The sequence below is a fragment of the Kitasatospora sp. NPDC033851 genome (genome assembly GCF_055576085.1).
Genome location: NZ_JBVIRL010000049.1, coordinates 24,585 through 30,969, shown reverse-complemented (window position 1 = coordinate 30,969; position 6,385 = coordinate 24,585). Strand labels below are relative to the sequence as shown.

Below are 6,385 nucleotides of genomic sequence, written 5' to 3'. Positions count from 1 at the left end.
GCGACAAGACACGACTCAGCCCGAACCGGGAACCGGTGTTTCAGGGGATTGGCCGCTCCGGGACCGTCCGCGCAGATGCGTGTCCGGTGCTCCCAGCCAAGCGACTGGGAGACAGTACTCCTACTCCGTGCCCAAGAACAAATGCACCGGCCGAGGCCGCACAGCAGCAGCCTCGGGCCGCACCCGGTCTGCACCGGGTGCGGCCCGAGGCTGTCCCCTACGTGTACCTGTCCCCTACCTGTCCGCTATCTGTCCTCTCACTTGAACAGGCGGTCGCCGCTGGTGGCCATGCGGTGGGTGGAGCTGTGGTGGTTCACCCAGTCACGGACGAGGTTGACGGCGTTGGCGCACTGCCAGCTGTCGTCGTACTCGCGCACTCCGGTAAAGGCTCCGTAGCCGGCGATGATGCCGTCGACCCGGGCGTCGCCCAGCAGCTTGTCGGCGTACCAGGGGTCGTTGTAGGTGGTCGTCCAGGAGAGCGTGGCCGCGAGCTGTCCCGAGGCGCGGTCCGCTGCTCCCTTCTTCAGTTCCGCGCAGGTGTTGTAGGTGGCCTCGGTGCAGTTGCCGAACCCCTTGGTGATGTCGCTGTCGCCGTAGTCCATCGCCCGGTGGCCGGTCGGGAAGCCGGAGCCGGAGCGCTCGAAGGCGCTTCGGACCGTGTCGCGGCTTCCGGTTGTCGTGATGCCCTCCAGGGAGCCGAGCTTGCCCTCGAGGCTCTTCCAGCCCCGGCCGCCGACGTCCGGCGTGTTCCCGCCGTGGTACTCGTAAAAGCCGTAGAGCACCTGGATCCCGGCGGCCGTCAGCCGCTGGGCCTTGTCCCGCAGCCCGGCGACGCTGCACGTGCGGTTCGGTTCTTCCCCGCAGTAGTTCGGGTCCTTGATGTCCAACCAGACCAGCGACAGTCGGCGCCCCGCGTTGGCGTTGGAGAGGATGCGGTCGATCATGCTGTCGAAGCTGGGGCCGAGGCGGTTCTCACCGGCCGAGGAACAGTCGTGGTAGGCGCGCCATTCGTTCGGGTTCCACCAGGCGCAGACGTCGATCTCGATGCCGTTGGCGCCGTGCTTGAGCGCGGCGTCCACGCCGTCCACGGTGTCGACCCGGTGGGCGATGGCGTAGATCGGGTGACGCTGGTCGGCTGCTGCCGCCGGGGTCGCGCCGACCGCCGTCGCACCGACGATCCCGCACAGCGCCGCCGTGATCGCCGGAACCGTCCGCCGGGCGGCACCGTACCTGGGGTGAGTGGTCAAGGAAGGCACTCCTTCTCGTCGATGTCCTGATGTGGACATGTCGATCCCACCAACTGTACGTTGACGCACGGTAAATGAGCGATAAACGCGGCCATCGCCCAGTTGATCGCCGCCGTGCTCAGGTCCGTTTGAAGAACTCCACCTCCGCCAGAGCGATGGCCCGGCCGGGGCCGGTCCCGGCGGCCTCGCGGACGGTGAGCTTCACCTGGACGACGTCACTGATCCCGGTCGCCACGGTCTGCGGGCCCGGCTGGTCGTTGAGCGTGATCTGCTTCCGGTGCTGCTCTCCGTTCGAGGCCGTCATCTCCAGGGACAGGACGAGCGGACGGGCCTGCTGCCGGAAGTGCTCCGGGTCCGTGGAGTCACCGGTGTGGATGATCAGGTCCACCAGCCGGAACGGGCTCCGGAAGCCGAACGTGATCGAGTCCCCGATCGCGGGTGCGCCCCAGTAGGTGTTGGTGAGACCGTCGTCGGCCGAGGACGCGGGACGGCCCTCGACGGCGGCGCTCGCCGAGGTCTCGGAAGGGGTGATCGGCGCGGTGCTGCCGAGCTTGTCCAGCACGTCCTGGTAGGCGTTCTTGCCGAGCGGGCACAGCAGGACCCCGGCGACCACCACCGCGACCAGCACGAGCAGGGCGATGGTGCGGCGCAGCGCGTTACCCGAACCACCGATCCGTACCCGGCGCCGGAACGGCCAACGGGTGCGCCACCACGGCAACTTGGGCGCGGCGGCGGTGACGGTCAGCGGAGCCGCGCAGCGGCGGCAGAACTTCCGCTCGGGCAGGTTGGGCGTGCCGCACCGGGGGCAGGGCGGGCCGTCCTGCGCCTCGTCGGCCGCGGAAGCCCGGACGACGGGGCGGGGTGCGACGGGCTTGGCGGGTTGCACGGCCACCGGGTCGGCCTGCGGTTCGGGAGTCGCGGGCGGCTCGGGAGCCGTCGTCGGGGCCTGCTCGGGAGTCGGGACCGGTGTGGAGGCCGGGACCGGTTCCGGATTCGGCGGCGTAGCCGGCGTCGGCGTGGGAGCCGGAGCCGGAGCGGGTGCCGGACGCACGCGGGCCGAGGTCGAGCGCGAGGTCTCGGCGGCCGGCGGGGCCGGCGGCTCCTCGAGGGGCGGGGGCGGCGTCTCGGCGTCCCGGACGGGCGGCTGCTCCCTCCTGCCGCGCGTCACCCGTCGCGATACGGTCCGCCACGTGGATTCGGTGCGCGCGGGCTCGAGCACGGCGGGTGCAGCGGGCTCCGCAGGCGCAGTGGGAGCGGCGGGCGCATTGCGAGCGGTAGGCGCAGCGGGCACAGCAGTCGCGGCAGACGGAGCAGTCGCGGCAGGCTCAGCCTCGGGCCCGGCAGCCGCCCGCGCGGACGCAGCCGGAGCGGCGGTCCCGCGCGACCACCCCAGGTAGGCACCGCAGTTGCCGCAGAAGTCGTCACCCTCCCCGTTGGCCGTTCCACATTCGGGGCACACCGGCATCCGTCAAACCTCCACTCGCCCGGGTGGACCGGGCAGGATCTCCACCCGGCACGTCAGGTGGACCGGGCAGCCCGCCCTGACGACGGACAGCACCTGGTCCTCGTCCAGCGCCGGACCGCGCAGCGGCCAGACCCGGATCAGCACGTCACCGTTCGGCGCGGACGGCAGGGCGGCACCGGAGTCGGTGGACCAGGTGGCGCCGCCGCCGTCCACGATCTCGGCGCCGGCGTCCAATACCAGCCGCAGCCGCTCGGTGAGTCCCCGTCGGGTACCGCGCCAGCGGTGCAACTCGACGGCGCGCTCGACCACCGCGCGGCGCACCTCCGTCGGCCAGGCCGCGTCGACCTCCACCGCGACCCAGGACCCCAGCCAGTCGAGGAAGTCGGCCGGCGCGAGGCGGGGCTGGAAGTAGGCGGGCAGGCTGTCCAGGGTGGCGAAGACCGGGGCGAGGACGGTGTCCAGGCCCGCCGTGAACCGCTGGGCGAAGTCGTCGTCGGCGAAGAGCGCGGGAAGCAGCTCGCCGATCGGGTGCGGGCTGGGCAGTCCCGGGACCGCCGCGCGACTCATGCGCCCACCTCGCTGCGCTCGGCGGGGGCATTCGCCCACACGCACCCCCCGATGATGAACTCGCTGCGCTCGCTCATACGCCCACCCCGATGCGCTCGGCGGGGGCATTCGCCCACACGCACCCCCCGATGATGAACTCGCTGCGCTCGCTCATACGCCCACCTCGCTGCGCTCGGCGGGGGCATTCGCCCACACGCACCCCCCGATGATGAACTCGCTGCGCTCGCTCATACGCCCACCCCGATGACGCCAACCCCGCTGCGCTCGCTCATGACTGCCCGTCCTCGGCGACCGAGGTGACCACGATCTGGTGCTGGTGGGAGAAGACCAGGGCGTCCGGCGGGACCTCGACCCGCTCCGCGGGTGCGCCCCGGCGCCCGGTGATCGGGTCCGCCGGGAACAGTCGCAGTTCCTCGACTCCGGCGACGGCGGCCTCCCGCTGGAGCACGGCGAACACCTCCCCGTACTGCACCGCCCGGCCGAACGGCCAGCCCGAGCCGTCGGCGCCGCCGCGCAGCGGGTTGAGGTACCCGTACAGTGCGGCGAGCACCGCCTCCCGGACCCGGTCGGGGTCCGGGGAGCGGGTGGTGAGCCGGGCGACCACCGTCACGCCCTGGTAGGCGGGGGGCTGTACGACGATCCGGGTGCCGATCAGCCGCCGCTCGTCGAGGGCCGTCGCGACGGTGGCCAGCATCTGCTCGTCGGGGATCAGTTGCTCGAACCGCAGCCGCTCGCCGTCGTCGGCGACCGCGTCGGGGACCACCAGCACCCGTACCGCGCCCGCCTCGCCGCCGTCGGCGGGCACGCAGCTGATCCGGGCGGCGGACGGTGCGGCCTGCCCGGCGATCAGCTCGAAGTCCCCGGCGGTGACGGCGCGTTCCTGCAGCCTCAGCTGGTGCGGGGCGCGCAGCTTGGCGTTCTCGACGGTCTCGCCGTCGACCCCGCCCCTCGCCGCCTCGCGGTTGTCGACCCGGGCGATGTACGGGACGGAGCTGCGCAGCACCGTGATCGTGCTCCGGGCGACGTTGCCCGCGATCCCGCCGCCGGTGCGGTAGTGCGGGACGCGCAGCCGGGCGCCCTTGGGCGGCACCGCGCCGAAGGCGCGCAGGCTGCCGTCGGGTTCCCGTACCGCGGGCGGGAAGAGGAACTCGCCGGTGGTCGCGTCGAGCACCACGTGCCGGTCGGCGGGCGAGGAGTCGCCGAAGTGCTCGACGACCGCCCACGGCTCCCATCCGTCGCCGGCCGCGACCTCGACCACCGGGGGTTCGCCGTCGAGCAGGACCGGCGGTCTGGCGAGCCGGAAGCGCTGGCCCGCGACCCCCTCGGAGGAGCCGAGCGACGCGTCGGTGACGGTCTGCGCGTGGACGACGGTCGCGGTGCCGCCGACCGTGAACACCTCGGCCCGGCGGATGGTGGGGGACTCGGAGTAGAACGGCTGGCCCGGCTGCGGCTCGGTGACCCGGCAGCGCAGCCAGCCGGCCCGCCGGCCGGCGACCACCGACGCGGCGTGTCCGGCGGGCACGAACACCGCCACCTCGCCGGGCCGGTTCAGGCCTCCGGTGGTGTCGCTGCCGGTCTCGCAGGCGATCCAGCGTGCGCCGTCCCACACCTCCCAGGCCAGCGGCGGCTGGCGCGGGTCGACGCCGACGCCCTCCACCCGGCTGTCCAGCCGGACGACCAGGATGCAGCGCGGCACCACGGCCGGCAGGGCGAAGAGCATGGCGTCCCCGGCCATCGGACGCGGCTGGAAGCACCGGACGTCCGCGCCGTCGGCCAGCCGGGCCGTGCAGTCGGTCTGCTCCCCGGAGGCGTTGACGGTGACCAGCCGGTCCAGCGAGCTGGGGACGATCGGGAGGTCGTCGGCGGTGGAGAAGACCACCGCCTCGTCGGTCTCGGTGCGCAGCGTGGACACTTCGGTGCCCGCCCGCAGCAGGACCGTCTCGGGCTGCGGGGCGGAGAGCCAGAAGTCGACCTCGGCCCGGGCCGCGGCGGGCGGGAAGAGCCGGATGCCCAGCAGGTCGAGGAAGGCGGCGTAGTTCTTCTCCGGTACCCGGTTCAGCCGGTAGAGCAGCTGGTCGACCAGGTAGGCGAAGGTCTCGATGAGGGTGACGCCGGGGTCGGAGACGTTGTGGTCGGTCCATTCCGGCGCGCGCTGCTGGACGTACCGCTTGGCCTCGTCGACGAGCTGCTGGAAGCGGCGGTCGTCCAGGTTCGGGGAGGGCAGGGCCATCAGCTCGCGCCCCCGCCCGCGGTCGCCGGGAACCAGGAGCCCGGGAAACCTGTGGCCGGGAAGCCTGTGGCCGCGGACTCAGCGGCGGAGAACTCCGCGGCCGGGGACTCCGGGATGGTGTAGAAGGGGAAGACCAGGTTGCGGCGGTCGTTGGTGGCGCGCACGGTGTAGTGGACGTCGATGTAGAGGGTGCCCTCGTCGACGCTGTCGAAGGCGATGACCACGTCGTCGACCTCGATCCGCGGCTCCCAGCGTTCCAGGGCGATGCGCACCTCGCGCGCGATCCGCCCGGCGGTGGTGCTGTCGCCCGGGGCGAAGACGTACTCGTGGATGCCGCAGCCGAATTCCGGGCGCATCGGCCGCTCGCCGGGGGCGGTGCCGAGGATGAGCCGGATGGCCTCCGCGAGTTCCCGGTCCCGGTCGACCATGCCGATGCCGCCGGTGGCGTTCACGCGCAGCGGGAAGGCCCAGCCGCGGCCGATGAAGCTCCCGCTCATGCGTGCCTCTCCCTGTTTCGCTCGCTCACGCGACGCCTCCGATCAGCACGTTGAACGCGCCGGTGGTGATGGTGGCGCCGCAGGTCGTCTTGTCCCCCAGGCGGGCGGCGGGGAGGCCGCCGATCAGGACCACGCCCCCGGTCACCGTGCCGAGTTCGGGCTCGACGAGGTTGGCGGGGCCCATCTCCACGTGCGGGACGCAGGCGTGGATGCTGCCGACCACCGCGGCGGGCCGGCCGCCGATCAGCACGGTCGCCACCCTGAGGGCGCCTGGCGGCGGGGTGGTGAGGGCGCCGCCGTGATCGGTCATGTCGCCGGTCCGGGCTGCGGGGGGCATGTACGGTCTCCAATGCTCTGATGCTCTGCTCTGATGGTGCTT

6 protein-coding genes and 1 pseudogene are annotated in these 6,385 nt (G+C 72.7%); all 7 read right to left on the bottom strand.

Annotated features, from left to right (window positions below; genetic code table 11):
* Positions 1-257: 257 nt before the first annotated feature.
* The 7 genes and pseudogenes from ACZ51D_RS41340 to ACZ51D_RS41310 all read right to left on the bottom strand — a co-directional run bounded on the left by ACZ51D_RS41340 (position 258) and on the right by ACZ51D_RS41310 (position 6,343).
* Positions 258-1,256, bottom strand: coding sequence for a PI-PLC domain-containing protein (locus ACZ51D_RS41340; RefSeq protein WP_465665425.1), 999 nt, complete (start codon positions 1,254-1,256; stop codon positions 258-260).
* 109 nt (positions 1,257-1,365) lie between these two features.
* Positions 1,366-2,139: an NADase-type glycan-binding domain-containing protein gene (locus ACZ51D_RS41335; protein WP_465665433.1), complete on the bottom strand. Its 774-nt coding sequence runs from the start codon at positions 2,137-2,139 to the stop codon at positions 1,366-1,368.
* 504 nt (positions 2,140-2,643) lie between these two features.
* Positions 2,644-2,712, bottom strand: a pseudogene (locus tag ACZ51D_RS41330) (zinc-ribbon domain-containing protein); the annotation flags it as partial.
* A 3-nt stretch (positions 2,713-2,715) separates the two neighbouring features.
* A complete protein-coding gene (locus tag ACZ51D_RS41325; RefSeq protein WP_465626333.1) occupies positions 2,716-3,279 on the bottom strand; it encodes a phage tail protein in 564 nt (187 codons plus the stop codon).
* Positions 3,280-3,547: 268 nt separating this feature from the next.
* Positions 3,548-5,509: a putative baseplate assembly protein gene (locus ACZ51D_RS41320; protein WP_360509007.1), complete on the bottom strand. Its 1,962-nt coding sequence runs from the start codon at positions 5,507-5,509 to the stop codon at positions 3,548-3,550.
* Positions 5,509-6,006, bottom strand: a complete 498-nt coding sequence (locus tag ACZ51D_RS41315) for a GPW/gp25 family protein (protein ID WP_465665423.1) — start codon at positions 6,004-6,006, stop codon at positions 5,509-5,511. The genes ACZ51D_RS41320 and ACZ51D_RS41315 overlap by 1 nt, the downstream gene beginning before the upstream one ends.
* A gap of 25 nt (positions 6,007-6,031) precedes the next feature.
* Complete coding sequence (locus tag ACZ51D_RS41310; RefSeq protein ID WP_360509011.1) at positions 6,032-6,343, bottom strand: PAAR domain-containing protein; 312 nt, start codon at positions 6,341-6,343, stop codon at positions 6,032-6,034.
* Positions 6,344-6,385: the final 42 nt, after the last annotated feature.